The organism is Duganella sp. GW821-FHT07F09 (assembly GCF_059418705.1).
Map to the genome: position 1 here is coordinate 31,200 of NZ_JBWKQJ010000008.1, position 15,876 is coordinate 47,075.

Genomic DNA, 15,876 nt, shown 5'->3' on the forward strand with positions numbered 1-15,876 from the left:
TCAACCCGTTTGGTGTGGCTCCCGGGCCTTTGGCGCACACGGAAACGTCGTGCGCTTTTTTTTGGAGCCGGCGATCAGCCCCGGGGCGCCGACTCGACGATGTAGCCGCCGGCGCCTTGGCGCACCTTCAAGCCCAGCCCCAGTTCGAGCGATTTGAGGAACGCCTCCACGTTGTCGGTGGCGAAGGAACCGGACACCCTGACCGCCGCCGCGCGCGCATCGCCCGGCGTGATCGGTTGCGGCGCGTAGCGGCTCATCTCTTCCAGCGCGGCCGACAGCGGCGTATCCTCAAAGGACACCCTGCCCTTTTGCCAGGCCAGCAGCTGTGACATTTTCTCGCCGGTCACCGGCGCGACCGAGAAATGCGCGGGTTTGGCGGCCAGCGCCTGGCCGGCCACCAGCCTGGCGACCCGGGCCGGCGCGGCGCCGGCGCCGGCCTTGCCATCGCGCTGCGCAACCTGGACCACGCCCTCGCTGACGACCACGTCGACGTCGCCGCCGGCGCGCCGGCGCACCAAGAAATGGGTACCGACGGCACGCACCGTCGTCGTGCCGGCCACCACGGTGAACGGCCGGTCCTTGTCCTTGGCCACCTCGAAATAGCCCTCGCCGTCTTCCAGCACGATCTGGCGCTGGCCCGGCAGATACTTGACGACCGCCCTGGAACGGGTGTTGAGCTCGATCCGCGAGCCGTCGCTCAGCGTGAAGCGCTGATGCTGGCCGGCCGCCGTCTGCAACACCGGTGCCGCCGCCGGCGACGGCCGCAGCGGTCCGATGCCGACCGCCACCGCCGCCAGCCCCGCCGCGATCAGGCCGGCGATGCCGGCGCCATATTTCCAGCGGGACGTGCCGGCCCGGGCCGCGCCCGGCGCGGCGCCCACCGCGCGCGCCTTGCCGGCCGCATGCCACAGCTTGGCATGCTGGTCGAGCAGTTGGCCATGGCGCGGGTCGCGCGCCAGCCAGTCGCGCAGGGCCGCGCGCTCCTCGCTCGACAGCGGCGCGCCGTCTATCCGGATGATCCATTGCTGCGCCTCGTACTCCGGCGTCGGGGCGCTCGAAAACGGCAGTACGTCACCCATTCTCGTCTCCATTGTTGATATTGACGCCGTGCGCGTCCGATTCCATGGTCTCGCGGCAGATCCGCAACGCCTTGGTCAAATGGCGTTCGATCGTCTTCACCGAGATCCCCAATTTTGCACTAATTTCGGCATGGCTCAGGTCTTCGATTTTCCGCATCTGGAACACCTCCAGGCACTTGGGCGGCATGGCCAGCATCGCGCGCTCGACGCAGGCGATCAGGTTGCGGTCGATGGCCTGCGCCTCCGGGTCGTTGCGAAAGTGGTTGGGGTCCAGGTGATAGAGCTCTTCGTACTGTTCCGATGCGCGCGTGGTGCGCTTGCGCAGTTCGCTCAACGCCAGATTGCGGGCGACCGTGTAGAGCAGCGCGGCGGAAAACTCGGTGGCGCCGCCCACTTCGGCCGCGTAGGCGCGCAGAAACGCCTCCTGCGACACGTCTTCCGCTTCGGCCGGGCTGCGCAGAAATCTCTGGACATACCGAACCAGCGTTTTTTGACGCTCTTTATATAACGCGATGACCTGCATCCCCTAGCCCCTACTTTGCGAAATGATACGCCCGCGATGATTCTACATCTAAAGCACGCCTTTAAAATCAAACACTTACGCGCTAGAATATTTTTTCGATCCGAGTGGGGGATGGGGCCGGGCGGCGCGTTGTAGCAGTCGTGAGGCCGATTGGACCTGTATGCCGAAAAGCAACGACAGTGTCTGATTTGTGTGACAACCGGGTTACAATCCCAACGAGTAGGGGCATCCATTCCGACGATCAATGAGAAATTCCCACGCTCCGCACAACGCCCCGGGCGCCCGTCTTATTCCCGCGTGCGCGTTCATATTTGCCGCCAGCGTGTTGACCGCCCCCGCCCTGGCGCAGGCGCCCCCGCCCGCCATCGACAGGGACATCGAACTACAGCGGCAACCGGCCGCCGAAGCGGTGCGCCGGCTGATCGAGTCGACCGGTATCCAGATCCTGTATTCGCCCAGCGCCTTGCACGGCATCGGCGCCAATGCCGTGCGCGGCAACATGACGGCGTTCGAAGCCTTGTCGAGCATGTTTCGCGGCACCGGCGTGGAAGTCATCGAGACCGGCCCGGGCGCCGCCACCCTGAGACGGACCACGCCCCACGGCACCGGCGACGACACCCCGACGGTGATCGTGACGGCCCGCAAATTCGCCGAGAGCCTGAACGAAGTGCCGATCGCCGTCTCCGTATTGTCGGGCAAGGCGCTGGTGCGCCGTGGCGCCGCCAGCGTCGCCGACGGCCTGCGGGAGGTGCCCGGCATCAGCATCTACGACGTTGGATCGGGCCTGTCCAGGATCAGCATCCGCGGCATCTCGACCTCGTTGGGCGGCAACGAGAACGGTTTCTACGTCGACGACGTGCCCTTCAGCGGCGTCAGCGTACCGATCTCGCCCGATGTGCGCGCCTGGGACCTGGAGCGGGTCGAGGTGTTGCGGGGTCCACAGGGAACCCTGTTCGGCGAGGGGTCGATGGGCGGCACCATCCGCACCATGTCCAACAACGCCAGGCTGGACAAATTCGCCTTCGCCGCCTCGACGGGATTGTCGCGCACGGAGGGCGGCGGCGACAGCCGCGCCGCCAAGGTGATGGTCAACCTGCCGCTGGTCGACGACATGCTGGCCCTGCGCATCGCCGCGACCGATGAAACCATGGCGGGATGGCTGGACGCGCCGCCACCCGGCCCCGCCGACATCAATGCCGGACAGGTCAAGACCGCGCGCCTGCGGGCGCTGTTCCGTCCCAGCGAACAGTTCAGTGTCAACGCCACCTATTGGCGCTACAAGGGACGCTACGACGCCGGCATGTACGCGACCGACGCCGGGATCGCGCCGCAAGGCCTGCAACTCGATAGCTTGCCAGGCTATATCCTGCGGGGCATCAACGGCACTTATGACTTCGACCGGGTCCAGCTGTTCTACGGCTACTCGAAAAACACCTATGCGCTGCCGCAATCGGGCCTGCTGTCGGGCGCGCAATTCGACGCTGGTATCCGCATCGGCATCGCCACCCATGAATTGCGGTTGTCCTCGCACACACAAAAACCGTGGCGCTGGACCGCCGGCCTGTACGCCAGGAAGTCGGCGCGCAACGACGTGGTGCGCTATCCGTCGCAGGACATCGACCAGCGCGGCGGCGAACGGTCCAGCGCGTCGTCGATATTCGGCGAGATCGCCTATGCCCTGCCGTCATTGCCGCTGGAGGCCAGCCTGGGCATGCGCCATTTCCGTGACCGGCTGTCGAGCGAGGTCAGCAACCACGACATCGCCGAGCCGGCCGCGAGCAACAAGTTCTCCAGCAATAATCCGCGACTGAGCCTGTCATACCGTCCGGCCGGGGACTGGCAACTCTATACCAGCGCGGCCAAGGGCTTTCGCTCCGGCCAGACACAAGTGACGGGATTCGAGCGGATCGCGCAGACCAACCATGTCGCCATCGCGCCCGTCATCCGACCGGATTCGATCTGGACCTACGAAATCGGCACCAAGCTGGCCATGCCCGAGCGCCGCTTGAGCATGGAACTGGCGCTCTATCACAGCGACTGGAAGGACGTGGCGGTGCGGTCCCCGCTGGGCGCCAGCGGCCTGAACGTGTTGATCAACTCGAACGGCACCCGCACCGACGGCGTCGACGCCACCGTCTCGTACGCGCCGACCACGGCGCTCGACGCCACGTTCGCCGCCGGCTTTGTCAAGGCCAGGTACGCCGGCACGGTCGCCAACACCGGCATCGTCGACGGCTCGCCGGTGGACGACGTGCCCCGCTTCACCATGAGCGCCGGCGCCAGCTACCGCTTCGGCTTCATTGCCGGCTGGCGGGGCGTCGCGCGGGCCGGCATGCAGCATTCCGGCCCGCACCGAAACGCCACCTTCGCGCCCTACCTGGCCGGCGATGCGATCAACAACGTCACCGGCCGGCTATCCTTCAGCAAGGGGCGCTGGACCGTCTCGCTGTATGGCGAGAACCTGGCCAACGACCGTGGCGCGACGGGCTACCGCACTGTCGAAGCGGTCACCGCCGCCACCAGCGAGACCTACGCGGCCCGGCTTCGTCCGCGCACAATAGGCCTGGACCTGGTCTACGCGATGGAGTGATCAGACTTCGGAATAGAAGCAACGTCCGCAGGCCTGGCGATAACTCTCGTTGCCGCCGATGCTGATTTGCTCGCCCTCTTTCATGCGCTTACCGTCCTGGTCGACGCGGATGTTCATGGTCGCCTTCTTGCCGCAGCTGCAGATGTTCTTGAGTTCCTCGATATCGTCTGCCAGCGCCAGCAGATAGGCCGAACCGGGGAACGGCTCGCCACGGAAATCGGTGCGCAGGCCGTAGGTGATCACGGGAATGCCGCGCACCTGCGCCAACTGGTGCAACTGCTGCACCTGCGCCGTCGTCAGGAACTGCGCCTCGTCGATCAGCAGGCAGGCGATCTTCTGGTCGATCCTGGCCAGGAAATCGGTGTCGGCGTCGAACACCTCGGTCTGGCGTTGCGGTCCCAGCCGCGACGTCACCCGCCCCACGCCATACCGGTTGTCGATGGCGGCCGTGAACAGGCGCACCTGCTGGCCCTGCTCTTCATAGTTGTGTGCCACTTGCAGCATCGCCGTGGACTTGCCTGCGTTCATCGCAGAGTATCGGAAATAGAGTTTTGCCACCGCCGCCCGCTTTCAAATATGTGCTGTCTTAAGGGCGGAATTATAAACCGTGGAAACGCCCGATTGGGCAAAGCTATCGCCCCGATAGATATTATTTGCTAGCGATTAAATCGCACACTATTTATTATTCACTCACTGGCAAACAAATGACGGAACAAAGTAAGAAACAAGTAGCTAGCGATCTAATCGACAGCAAGACTAACCGTCAAATGCAAGCCGCAACAACCATTTCAAACTTTAATATCAGGAGCCACACCATGAAAAACGCAGCCATCGCCCTCTCCGTCGCCGCCCTGTTCGCTTCCGCAGCCGTGTCGGCCCAGGAAACCAGCCAGCTCACCCGCGCCCAAGTGGTCGCCGAATACCAGGCCGCCGTCGCCGCAGGTAATGCGCCCCAGTCCGGCGAGCAGTACACCGGCAACAACGCCACCTTCGTCTCGACCAAAACCCGTGCCGACGTCCGCGCCGAACTGCTGGCCGCGCAACAACGCGGCGAAGTGACCTCCGGCGAGCAATACCAGAACCAGGTGCCGAGCGCGGCCCCCGAGGGCAAAACCCGCGCCCAGGTCCGAGCCGAACTGGCCGCCTACCGCGAAGCCTATCCGGAGCTGTACAACGCACCGAGCCTGTAATGGTTGAAGCCTCCGCGTCCGCCCTGAAGGCGGACGCGGCGCTGGCAACTTTTCGCTTCACATCCCCAATTGGCGGCCGCTTGCGCCACCGCATATCCGTCCCGCTACGAGACGCACCCATCGACGGAAAAAAGCGCATACTTGCCTGAAAAGCAGCAAGGAGACCATATGCGCACCCCCGCACTATTCACTCTGATTGGCAACACGCCACTGATCGAGATTACCCGTCTCGACACCGGCCCCTGCCAACTATTCCTCAAACTGGAATCGCAAAACCCCGGCGGCTCGATCAAAGACCGCATCGGCATGTCGATGATCGAAGCGGCGGAAGCAGACGGCCGCCTCAAGCCCGGCGGCACCATCATCGAAGCGACCGCCGGCAACACCGGCCTCGGTCTGGCGCTGGTCGGACGGCTCAAAGGCTACCGCGTGCTGCTGGTCGTGCCGGACAAGATGTCGACCGAAAAAGTGCTGCACCTGAAGGCGCTCGGCGCCGAGGTGCGCACCACCCGCTCCGACGTCGGCAAGGGCCATCCCGAGTACTACCAGGACTTCGCCGCCCGGCTGGCCGCCGAAACCCCGGGCGCCTGGTTCGCCGACCAGTTCAACAACCCGGCCAATCCGCTGGCGCACGAAACCACCACCGGGCCGGAAATCTGGGAGCAGACCGGCCATGACGTCGACGCCATCGTCGTCGGCGTCGGCTCCTCCGGCACCTTGACGGGACTGACGCGCTACTTCCGCCGCGTCGCCCCCCGGCTGGAATTCGTGCTGGCCGACCCGCAAGGCTCGATCCTGACCGAATACATCGAAACCGGCCGCGTATCCGACACCAGCGGTTCGTGGGCGGTCGAAGGCATCGGCGAGGATTTCATCCCCGCCATCGCCGACATGACCGGCGTGCGCAAGGCCTACACCATCACCGACCAGCAAAGCTTCGACAGCGCCCGCACGCTGCTGCGCGAGGAAGGCATACCCGGCGGCTCGTCGACAGGCACCCTGCTGGCCGCCGCCCTCCAATACTGCCGCGAGCAGACCACGCCAAAACGGGTGGTCAGCTTCGTCTGCGACACCGGCACCCGCTACCTGTCGAAGGTCTACAACGACGGCTGGATGCAGGACCAGGGCTTGCTCCGGCGTCCGCAGGAGCGCGACCTGCGCGACCTGATTGGACGCCGCTACGACGCCGGCCAGGTGGTCAGCGTCTCGCCGGAGGATTCACTGCTGATCGCGTTCAACCGCATGCGCGCCGCCGACCTGGCGCAGCTGCCGGTGATCTCCGCCGGCCGGCTGGTGGGCATCATCGACGAATCGGACCTGCTGCTGACGGTCGACACCCAACCGGGGCGCTTCGCCAATCCGGTCGGCGCGACGATGACGCGGCGCCTCGAAACGCTGCATCCGTCGGCCGACCTGCACGCGCTGCGCGCGGTGCTCGATCGCGGCCTGACGGCGGTGGTGGCCGACGGCGACATCTTCTACGGCCTGATCACCCGCTTCGACCTGCTCAACCATCTCCGAAGGACACTATCTTGAACAAAAAAGCCGCCCATGCCCTGTCGACGCGCGTGATCCACGCCGGCCAGTCGCCCGATCCGTCGACCGGCGCCATCATGCCGCCGATCTACGCCACCTCCACCTACGTGCAGGAGAGTCCCGGCGTGCACAAGGGCCTGGACTACGGCCGCTCGCACAATCCCACGCGCTGGGCGCTGGAGCGCTGCGTCGCCGACCTGGAAAGCGGCGCCCAGGCCTTCGCCTTCGCCTCCGGCCTGGCGGCGATATCGACGGTGCTGGAACTGGCCGACGCCGGCTCGCACATCATCGCCGGCGACGACATGTACGGCGGCACCTACCGCCTGTTCGAGCGGGTGCGCCGCCGCAGCGCCGGCCACGATTTCACCTACGTCGACCTGACCAACCCGGAAAACCTGCTGGCCGCGATCAAGCCGGAAACCAAAATGGTGTGGGTCGAGACGCCGACCAATCCGATGCTCAAGCTGGCCGACCTGAAAGCCATCGCCGCCATCTGCCGCGAACGCGGCATCATCGCCGTGGCCGACAACACCTTCGCCAGCCCGCTGGTGCAACGGCCGCTGGAACACGGCTTCGACATCGTCGTCCATTCGGCCACCAAGTACCTGAACGGCCACTCGGACGTCATCGGCGGCATCGCCATCGTCGGCGCCGAGGCGCACCAACAGGAATGGCGCGAACAATTGGGATTCCTGCAAAACTCGGTCGGCGCCATCGCCGGGCCGTTCGACAGCTTCCTGACCTTGCGCGGCGTTAAAACGCTGGCGATCCGTATGGAACGCCACTGCCGCAGCGCGCTGGAACTGGCCCGCTGGATGGAACAGCAGCCGGAAATCCGCCGCGTCTATTATCCCGGCCTGGAATCGCACCCGCAGCACGCGCTGGCCAAGCGCCAGATGGAAGGCTTCGGCGGCATCATCTCGATCGATCTGAACACCGACCTGGCCGGCGCCCGCCGCTTCCTGGAGCATTGCGAGGTGTTCGCGCTGGCCGAAAGCCTGGGCGGCGTAGAGAGCCTGATCGAGCATCCGGCGCTGATGACCCATGCCACCATCCCGCCGGCGCAGCGCGCGGTGTTGGGAATTGGCGACGGCCTGATACGGCTGTCGGTCGGAATCGAGGATATAGAGGATTTAAGGGCCGATATTCGTGGTTCGCTCGACGCGATTTAGGTGCTAGTATCCGCAACGTGAACAATCATGCCTGAAACCAGATCGCAACCATGTTGGAATTCGTCTTCATCCTCATCGGCGTCGTCGTCATCGCCTGTGTCTATTCGATAGGCGTCGCCAGCGCCAGGCCCATCCCCGGAAGCGGCTTTTACAAAGTCTCAAGGGATGGCCGCGTGATGGTCGCCGGCGGCACAAAGGTCAACGTGCTGCGCCCGGTGATCTATCCGGAGGGCCTGAAGGTCAAACTACGCGGCGGCAACCGCGTGGGCGAGTTTTGGGTGCACGAACTGGTGGCCGAAGCTTACCTGCCCAACCCCGGGCGGCTGACCGGCGTGCGCCACAAGGACGGCAATGTCCGCAACAACACCATCGCCAACCTGGAATGGGTGCGCCAAGAGCAAGACGTCGACTCCCAACCCGCGCAAACGGCACGCTGAACGACAACCAGCGGTTACGACCGGTGCAGCAAGCGACGGTCACAAACTTGTCATCATCCTGTCATGGCATCGTCATAAAGGCTAGCTATCATGCGCTTGCCATTTTAACCATGTCACTACAGGACAACCCACCCAATGAATAAGCCAAACGATCTGGTCCGCAACTCCATCGACGCGGATGATATCGAGAGCCACGCCTCGCCAAGCGAGCACTTCAACACGATCCTGGCCGCGCGCATGAGCCGTCGCAACATGCTGCGCGGCGGTGCCGTCACGGCCGCCACGGCGATCATGGGATCGATGGGTCTGAGCGCCTGCGGCGGCAGCGACAACGTCGCGCCGGTGGTCACGCCGCCAACCCCGACACCGACTGAAAAACTGCTGGCCTTCACCGCCGTGCCGAAAAGCCTGGCCGACCAGGTATCGGTCCCGGCCGGCTACACCGCCACCGCGATCTACGCGCTGGGCGACTCGCTGCGCGCCGCCACCCCGGCCTACAAGAACGACGGCACCGACACCGATTTCGACAACCGCGCCGGCGACCACCACGACGGCATGGAATACTTCGGCCTGTCCGCCGCCGGCGCGCCGCTGGCATCGGGCGCCGAGCGCGGCGTGCTGGCCATGAATCATGAGGCGACCACCGACGAAAAACTGGCCTCGCACTTCCTGCACGTGAACGGCGGCACCACCTCGCTGCCGCGTCCCCCCGCCGAAGTGGACAAGGAAGTCGCCGTCCACGGCCTGAGCGTCGTCGAAGTCAAAAAGACCGGCACCACCTGGGCCACCGTCAACGACTCGGCCTTCAACCGCCGCGTCACCCCGCTGAGCGACATCGAGATCTCCGGCCCTGTGCGCGGCAACGCGCTGGTCGTGACCAAGTACTCGCCGACCGGCACCAAGACGCGCGGCACGCTGAACAACTGCGGCACCGGCAAATCGCCATGGGGCACCTACCTGAGCGGCGAAGAAAACTGGTCCGGCTACTTCGCGCGCGGCGCCACCGACGATGCCGCCCGTGGCGACAAATCGGTCGTCGCGCTGCGTCGCTATGGCCGCAACCAGGGCGCCACCTCGCGCCACGGCTGGGAAACCGGCGGCACCGACGACAAGTACGCGCGCTGGGACATCAGCAAGAAAGGCGCGTCGGCCGACGGCAGCGACGACTACCGCAACGAGATGAACGGCATGGGCTACATCGTCGAGATGGACGCCTACGACAAGACCAAAGTAATCCGCAAGCGCACGGCCCTGGGCCGCTACGCGCACGAAAGCGCCGCTTTCAGCGTGCCGGCCGTGGGCCAGCAGTTGGCCGTCTACATGGGCGACGACTCGCGCAACGAATACATCTACAAGTTCGTCTCCAACGCCACCTGGCTGGCGTCGGACGCCAACCCGACCGACCGCATGGCCACCGGCGACAAATACCTCGACTCCGGCAAACTGTATGTGGCCAAGCTGGCCGCCGACGGCACCGGCCAATGGATCGAGCTGTCGATGTCGAACGCGCTGATCCAGGCTTACGCCGGCTACAAATTCGCCGACCTGGCCGACATCATGGTCAACACGCGCCTGGCGGCGGACGCCGTCGGCGCCACCAAGATGGACCGTCCGGAATGGTGCTCGGTCAACCCGGCCAACGGCGAGATCTACTACACGCTGACCAACAACTCGAACCGCACCGTCAATCCGACCGGGTCGTCGCAGCTGGCTCCGGACGGCCCCAACCCGCGCGCCTACACCGACATGAAAGGCACCAGCGCGCAAAACGGCAACCCGAACGGCCATATCATCCGCTTCAAGGAAGGCACCGGCGCGGCGGCGGCCACCAGCTTCACGTGGGACGTGTATCTGTTCGGCGCCGAGAGCGGCGCCGACAGCAGCAAGATCAACCTGTCGAGCCTCACCGCCGACCAGGACTTCTCCAGCCCGGACGGCCTGGCCTTCAGCCCATACACCGGCATCTGCTGGATCCAGACCGACGATGGCGCCTACACCGATGTCACCAACTGCATGATGCTGGCGGCGATACCGGGCAAGGTCGGCGACGGCGCCAAGTCCACGCTGAACTACACCACCACCGCCGGCGGCACCCTGGCGGTGGACACCTTCATCGGCAAAAAGCCGACCGCCGATACGCTCAAGCGTTTCCTGGTCGGCCCTGCGGGGTCGGAAATCACCGGCATCACAGAGACGCCGGACGGCAAGACGATGTTCATCAACATCCAGCACCCGGGTGAGAACACCTCGCTGGCCAACATCAACGACCCGACCAAGTACACCAGCCAGTGGCCGTCGAACGCCGGTTACGGCGCCGGCAAGCGTCCGCGCTCGGCCACCATCGTCATCACCAAAAACGATGGCGGTCGTATCGGCAGCTGATTGTGATTTAAAGTGAGGTGCAAGCGGCCCGGTCGTGCAATGCGACCGGGCCGTTTTTTTATCAGAACGTGATGTGGACCGAAGGCGCGCTGCGTTTGGCTTCGCCGTGGTAGACGGCTTCGATGTTGTTACCTTCCGGGTCCAGGACAAAGGCCGCGTAGTAGCCTGGATGATAGGGACGTTCGCCGGGAGCCCCGTTGTCCTTCCCGCCGTTGGCCAGCGCCTTCTCGTAGAACGCGTCGACCATGGCGCGGTCCCGGGCCTGGAACGCCAGGTGATGGCGGCCGGTCAGCGCGCCCTGCGCCGCCTCGCTGTCGGCGGTGGAAACGAACAATTCGTCGGCCCAGAAATAATCATCTCCGGTGCCCTCGATGGGAATATTCAGGACTTCAAAGATGGAAGTGTAGAACTTGCGGCAAGCGGAAAGATCGCGCACGACCAGCTGGATGTGATCGATCAAGCGCCCCCGGTGGATATCAAGAGTCTCCATGACGTGCTCCATTGAAAACGATGACGGCTTTTCATGATAGCGGAACATCGCCGACCAGCGCGCACCGCAACTCCGGGGAGTTTCATTTGCTCACTCCCCGGGATGATACCGGCGCTCCAGGTTTTTCTCGACGTCACTCTTGTAGAACAGTACTTCCTTCAGTTCTCCGCGCACGTACATTTCGGCTTGGTCCAGGAAATGCGGGGAGGCCGGGTCGCCGCTCTGGCCACCGGCCAGCACGCTGCGTGCCTTGATGCGCGGCCCGAACTCCACCGCCGCCACGAAGCTGTTGCCACGCTCGCCGTAGATCTTTTTCGTCGTCTGCTTGGACGTCATGCCGTACGCCGCCAACGATCCCCAGTTGGCCGACGCGAAGGCCACCGGCAAACTTGGTTTGCTGTCGTCGAACGGCTGCACGATGTCGCCCGTCAGACGCTGGAAGCGATTGATCTCGCCCCACGGCGTTTGCCATGTGCCGAAATCGGCGGTCAGTTTGGCCGACGCGCGCTCCAGCGCCTCGAGCCGCTGGCGTGGGGTCAGCGCGGCCTGGATGTAGTCCAGCACCAGCACTTCCTTGCTCTTGGCGACAGGTCCGTACGTGGCCGTCAAGTCCTGCACCCAGTAGATCGCCAGCGATGTCGGCGTCGACTCCAACGAGTAGCGCATGTCCCAGCCGCGCAGCGCTGCGACCTGCTTCGCCAGCGCCGCCTTGACCGCGTCGTCGGCCGGCAGCTCGTCGTAGGCGGCGAACAACTGCGGCAATAGCGGCTCGAAGGCCGGCAGTTGCGTGTCGTGGGCGGCATCGACCAAGCTGGCGATGGTGAAGTCCTTTTTGTTCTCCAGTACCCGCACCGCGTGGATGCCGCGCGGGTTCTCAGGATTCATCGACATGTACGCCGGATAGTCCTTCGCCTTCGGGCTATACGGACCGGCAGCCGTGTAAGGCCAGTTGTTGGTGTTCTGTATCCAGCCGTTCTTGGGATTGAACAGCGAGATGGTTTCCTTGACCGTGTGCAGCCCCTGCCACTCGGTGGCCGGATCGCTGCCGTCGACCGGGTGCTTCCAGTCGAATTTCGGGTCGCGCTTGGGAATGAAGTTCCCGTGGAAGTAGGCGATGTTGCCGTCGGCGTCCGCATAGACCGTGTTGTTGGACGAATTGGTGCGCAACTCCATCGACTTGTGGAAGTCCTTGTAGTTGCGCGCCTTGGTGCGGATGAACGATTGCGTCAGCGCCTTGAGCGGCTCGTTCATCAATCGCACGGAAATCCATTTGCCGTCCTTGGCGCGCACGATCGGGCCGTGGTGGCTGTAATACACCTTGACCACTTTGCTGGCCATGCCGTCCGCTGTCTTGTAAGGCAGCGTGATATCCACCGCCTTCAGCGCGCGCTGTTCGGCGCCGTACTGGTAGAAGAAGCGGCCATCTTTTTCGATGATGGTTTCCATGTACTCGTCGATCACGTCGCCGCCGCCGGACGTATGCATCCAGCCCACCCGGTCGTTGAAGCCCTGGTAGACGAAGAACTGGCCCCAGGTGACGGCGCCATAGGCATTAAGCCCCTGCCGGCTTTGCACCTGCACCTCGGGACGGAAATAGAACGACGTGTGCGGATTAATCAGCAATAGCGCGCGGCCGTTCTTGGTCAGCGCCGGCGCGATGGCGAAACCGTTCGAGCCGCCCGGCTCCCGATCCAGATCGCTACCCTGCTCCATCGGCGCCGACGACAGCAACACCGGCGGCGCCAGCGGATACTTGGCGCCGTTCTCGTACAAGGCTTGGAGCTGCTTCAGATCGATGGTTTCGATGTCGCCACCGATGCTGCCCTCGCTGAAGCTGAGCGCCATCCATGGCTCGAAGCGCGTGATCAGCGCCGGCTTGACGTCCGGATGCGTGGCCAGGTAGAAGTTCAAGCCGTCGGCGAAGGCCACCATCAGCTTTTTCAGCCACGCCGGACTTCGCTTGTACTGCGCTTGCAGATCGGCCGGGTCGATGAAAAGCTTCATGCGCAGGTCGCGATACAGCTCGGCCTCGCCCTCCACTTCCGCCAACCGTCCCATGGCGTTGATGTAGTTGCGTTCGACGCGGCGGAAATCGTCCTCCGCCTGCGCGTACATCAACCCGAACACCGCATCGGCGTCGCTCTTGCCGTAGACGTGCGGGATGCCCCATTTGTCGCGCAGGATGGTGACCCGCTGCGCCTGCGCCTTCAAGCGCTTGGCCTCCACCGCCGGCATTCCGCGCGCCGGCAAAGACGCCGGCGATGGCGCCGCCGCCGCCCCCATCGAAACAAAACCTATCAAAGGCAGCATCGAACGCATACTTGGCATGACTTGGACTCCGGGCGGTGGAAGGGAAAACTACATCAGCTGGCGTCGACCAACTCCGAAATACGCAGTTGCAGCGCGGTGATTTCCGCCCGCAGCGCCGCGTTCTTCTCTTTGAGCGACGCGTTCTCGGCGCGCAGCTCGTCCACCTCGGTCATCGGACGATAATCGCCGCCCTCCCTGGCCTCCTTCGGCTCCTTGGCGGGACGCGAGGCGGCGCGCAGCTCGCGCACTTCCTTGGCCGCCTTCTGCAATTCCTTCTTGCCGCCGGCGACCGCCGCCACCTGGTCGGCTTCCGGCAGCGAGGCCACCGTGGCGGCGGCGTTGATCGAGATGGTGCCCGAGCGGACCGCCTCCACCAGCTCCGGCGTCGCCGTCTTCTGGATCTTTTCGATCTGGCTGATGGTCGCGCTGCTCAAACGGGCAGCGCGGGCGATGTCCTCGCGCGACGCCAACGGCATGGCGGCCGGCTTGGGTTTGGCCGCGTCGCCTTCGGGCGGCGCGATCATCGCGTCCTCGGCGGCGGCTTCCGCCATCAGGTCGGCCACGCGCGCGGCGACGATTTCCTTCTTGCGCAGTGCCAGAACGCCGCGCTGGTAGTCGGAAATGCTGCGGCGGCCCAGATTATTATCGATCATCCACAGCTTGACGTCGTCCAGGTTCTGGAAACTGGTGTTCTCCGTGACCTTGAACGGAATCCCGTGCTGCTGGCATATTTGATAACGATTATGGCCGTCGACCAGCACGTCCTGCCACAGCACCAGCGCGTCGCGGCAGCCTTCGACCAGGATGCTGCGTTCCAGCGCCGCGTACTCGCTCTCGGTGAGCGGTTCGATGTAAGCGCGCAGCACTTCATTAATTTTGATTTGCATATCTGTCCTTGAATACCGGCGGGCGGGGGCCACTGCACCCTGCCAAATCGCCGTCCGACATGCTACACCATCCGGCCACCGCGCCAAAGCCCCGGGTTTGACGATGAAACTAAGTTAATTTTAAGTTTTCTTCATTATGCTTCTCCCCAGTCAAATGCTTTCTCCGGTAATTGACCAAAAGCCCCGACAAGTTTGCTGCTTGCTCGGGGCTTTTCTTTGTCAAAGCGTTTGTCAAAAAAATAGTCATGGGGCGGTTTTTTATGCCATGATTCCCCACCAATTTTGAGGATTAGACATGGTCAATTACATCATTCGCGTGGCCTTCGATGACCCGGACAGCCAGACCTACCACCGCCTGGCGGTCGAACTGGCCAAGTACAACATCGCCGGCGCCATCAAAGCCGACGACGGCAAAGGCTACTACCTGCCAACGGGCGAATTTTGCTATAGCGGCGTGGAACCGATCAACGAGGTGCGCGACGCCATCCATCGCTTCGCCCAAACCATCAGTTCGGGGTCGTCCGTGCTGGTGACCGAGGCGACCACCGTCTCGTGGAGCGGCCTGAATCCGGTCGAAGCGGTCGAAGAGCAAAAAGCCACCGAGGGCTGAAGGCCCCGGGTGGCTTTTTTTGCAACGACCATCAAGTTTACTTGGCTGCCACTTCCGGCATCGCCGACGAGTGGTGGCTCATGATCTTCCATACGCCGTCGACCTTTTTGTACACGAAGCTGTAACGCGCCTGCACGTCTTCGGACTTGCCGTCCTTGGTCAGTTTGAAGGTATAGACGCCGCTATCGACCGCCGAATCGGCGCCCAGCATGCGGATGTGGCGATAGTTGATCGTGCCCACCGGATGCGATTTCAGGAACTTGTCGAAGTAATTCTTGATCGCGGCGGGCGTATCGCGCACTTCGTTCGACACGGTCGGCTTCAGCACGCCGTCCACCGCGTACAGGCTGGCCACCTTGGCCGAGTCGCCGGTCGCCAGCGTGGCGTTCCATTTATCGAACAGGCTGGCGATTTCCGCTTCCTGCGCGTTGGTCGGCGCGACGGCGACATCGCGGTAGACCTTCGGGGCGCCATCGGCGTAAGCGACGGTGCTTGCAGCGGCCAGTGCCAGGGAAATCAGAATCTTTTTCATCGTATGCTCCATTCGTTGTTTGGGAAGTTTGGCGGGCTGTTTCCCGCCAATGAAGCCAGTATCGGCCTCGCGGACGATTCAAAAATCTGCTGGTCGGGGGTATTCGCATATGCCGGGTGGCATATAATCGCCATTTAT

General features: G+C 63.8%; 14 protein-coding genes. 7 read left to right on the forward strand and 7 right to left on the reverse strand.

Annotation, left to right across the window (positions count from 1 at the left end):
• Positions 1-74: 74 nt before the first annotated feature.
• Both AC07P1_RS21040 and AC07P1_RS21045 read right to left on the reverse strand, forming a co-directional pair.
• Entirely contained in the window at positions 75-1,079 is a 1,005-nt protein-coding gene (locus tag AC07P1_RS21040) for a FecR family protein (RefSeq protein ID WP_494697655.1), read from the reverse strand.
• Positions 1,072-1,602, reverse strand: coding sequence for an RNA polymerase sigma factor (locus AC07P1_RS21045; protein ID WP_494697656.1), 531 nt, complete (start codon positions 1,600-1,602; stop codon positions 1,072-1,074). Before AC07P1_RS21045 ends, AC07P1_RS21040 begins: the two co-directional genes overlap by 8 nt.
• A 244-nt stretch (positions 1,603-1,846) precedes the next feature.
• Between AC07P1_RS21045 and AC07P1_RS21050 the strand changes: the two genes are divergently transcribed.
• A complete protein-coding gene (locus AC07P1_RS21050; protein ID WP_494697657.1) occupies positions 1,847-4,192 on the forward strand; it encodes a TonB-dependent receptor in 2,346 nt (781 codons plus the stop codon).
• Here the strand turns inward: AC07P1_RS21050 and AC07P1_RS21055 are convergent, their stop codons facing one another.
• Positions 4,193-4,750, reverse strand: a complete 558-nt coding sequence (locus AC07P1_RS21055) for a thymidine kinase (protein WP_494697658.1) — start codon at positions 4,748-4,750, stop codon at positions 4,193-4,195.
• Between the two features lie 257 nt (positions 4,751-5,007).
• On the opposite strand from AC07P1_RS21055, the gene AC07P1_RS21060 reads away from it, so the two are divergent.
• From AC07P1_RS21060 to AC07P1_RS21080, 5 genes are all read left to right on the forward strand, one after another.
• Entirely contained in the window at positions 5,008-5,382 is a 375-nt protein-coding gene (locus AC07P1_RS21060; RefSeq protein ID WP_494697659.1) for a DUF4148 domain-containing protein, read from the forward strand.
• A 168-nt stretch (positions 5,383-5,550) separates the two neighbouring features.
• Positions 5,551-6,918: a pyridoxal-phosphate dependent enzyme gene (locus AC07P1_RS21065; protein WP_494697660.1), complete on the forward strand. Its 1,368-nt coding sequence runs from the start codon at positions 5,551-5,553 to the stop codon at positions 6,916-6,918.
• Positions 6,915-8,090 (forward strand): trans-sulfuration enzyme family protein, encoded by a 1,176-nt coding sequence (locus tag AC07P1_RS21070; protein ID WP_494697661.1) that lies wholly within the window; start codon positions 6,915-6,917, stop codon positions 8,088-8,090. The genes AC07P1_RS21065 and AC07P1_RS21070 overlap by 4 nt, the downstream gene beginning before the upstream one ends.
• 50 nt (positions 8,091-8,140) lie before the next feature.
• Positions 8,141-8,527, forward strand: coding sequence for an HNH endonuclease family protein (locus tag AC07P1_RS21075; protein WP_494697662.1), 387 nt, complete (start codon positions 8,141-8,143; stop codon positions 8,525-8,527).
• Between the two features lie 135 nt (positions 8,528-8,662).
• Entirely contained in the window at positions 8,663-10,909 is a 2,247-nt protein-coding gene (locus tag AC07P1_RS21080; protein WP_494697663.1) for a PhoX family protein, read from the forward strand.
• Between the two features lie 61 nt (positions 10,910-10,970).
• On the opposite strand, the gene AC07P1_RS21085 is transcribed toward AC07P1_RS21080, so the two are convergent.
• From AC07P1_RS21085 to AC07P1_RS21095, 3 genes are all read right to left on the reverse strand, one after another.
• Positions 10,971-11,399 carry a VOC family protein gene (locus AC07P1_RS21085; protein ID WP_494697664.1) on the reverse strand — a complete coding sequence of 143 codons (429 nt, stop codon included), beginning with the start codon at positions 11,397-11,399 and terminating at the stop codon, positions 10,971-10,973.
• A 90-nt stretch (positions 11,400-11,489) separates the two neighbouring features.
• A complete protein-coding gene (locus AC07P1_RS21090; protein WP_494697665.1) occupies positions 11,490-13,727 on the reverse strand; it encodes an acylase in 2,238 nt (745 codons plus the stop codon).
• Positions 13,728-13,762: 35 nt separating this feature from the next.
• A complete protein-coding gene (locus tag AC07P1_RS21095) occupies positions 13,763-14,596 on the reverse strand; it encodes a hypothetical protein (protein ID WP_494697666.1) in 834 nt (277 codons plus the stop codon).
• Between the two features lie 295 nt (positions 14,597-14,891).
• Between AC07P1_RS21095 and AC07P1_RS21100 the strand changes: the two genes are divergently transcribed.
• A complete protein-coding gene (locus tag AC07P1_RS21100; protein WP_494697667.1) occupies positions 14,892-15,206 on the forward strand; it encodes a hypothetical protein in 315 nt (104 codons plus the stop codon).
• A 37-nt stretch (positions 15,207-15,243) separates the two neighbouring features.
• Here the strand turns inward: AC07P1_RS21100 and AC07P1_RS21105 are convergent, their stop codons facing one another.
• Positions 15,244-15,738 (reverse strand): SgcJ/EcaC family oxidoreductase, encoded by a 495-nt coding sequence (locus tag AC07P1_RS21105; protein WP_494697668.1) that lies wholly within the window; start codon positions 15,736-15,738, stop codon positions 15,244-15,246.
• Positions 15,739-15,876: the final 138 nt, after the last annotated feature.